The organism is Vibrio sp. 704 (genome assembly GCF_033339295.1).
In genome coordinates, this window is the sequence record NZ_JAWOUH010000487.1 from 1 (window position 1) to 678 (window position 678).

At 42.3% G+C, this 678-nt stretch carries 1 pseudogene; it reads right to left on the bottom strand.

Going from position 1 to position 678, the window contains the following annotated elements:
- Positions 1-678: pseudogene (locus R7R24_RS27285) on the bottom strand (capsular biosynthesis protein); the annotation flags it as partial.

A 678-nucleotide genomic window follows, 5' to 3' on the forward strand; every position in this document is an offset into this window, starting at 1 on the left:
TTCAGAAACGTTCTTCGCAGCTTGGGCTTCTGAAAGTTTCAAATCACGAATCTGAGCTTGATTGGCAAACTCGTCAATGGACAGCAGGCTATCAAGATTCTGAGAAGATTTTCTTTTTAGTAGTTGGATCAAGGTTTGCGCTTCGATGCGCTTATTGACAGCGGTATTGAGTTTACGGTTAAGCTCTTCTAGTTCGTTGGCGTAGATGTCGTCGATGCCGTTGATATCAATCAGGCCTTCTTTGAGCAAAAACTCTTGCAAAGCATGCTCTGATTTTTTTAAGCGCTCTTCGAGTTTTTGAGAGTTATTAGTCAGCCATGTTGCTGCATTTTGAGTCACTACGAGCTTGGCTTCGAAGTTGGCATCAATATAGGCCTGACCAACCGCGTTCGCGACTCTTGTTGCTAACTTTGGATCGGCAGAACGAAAGCTAATTCGCACTAACTGTGTGTTTCGAACAGGTTCAATTTCAAGCTTTCTTTTGAAGGCTTGAAGTGCTTGATAGTAAGACTCAGAGTATTGTGATGTCTCTTTTGGGCTAGGAGAGACATTCAATAAATCTTGTACTAACGGGACTGCTTTGATGTCGTCGATTTTTTGTTTTAGTCCACCGGAGCTCGTAAATTCAGGGTGTTGAGTTAAATTCAGTTCATTAATGACTTTGTCGGCCATGTGGTT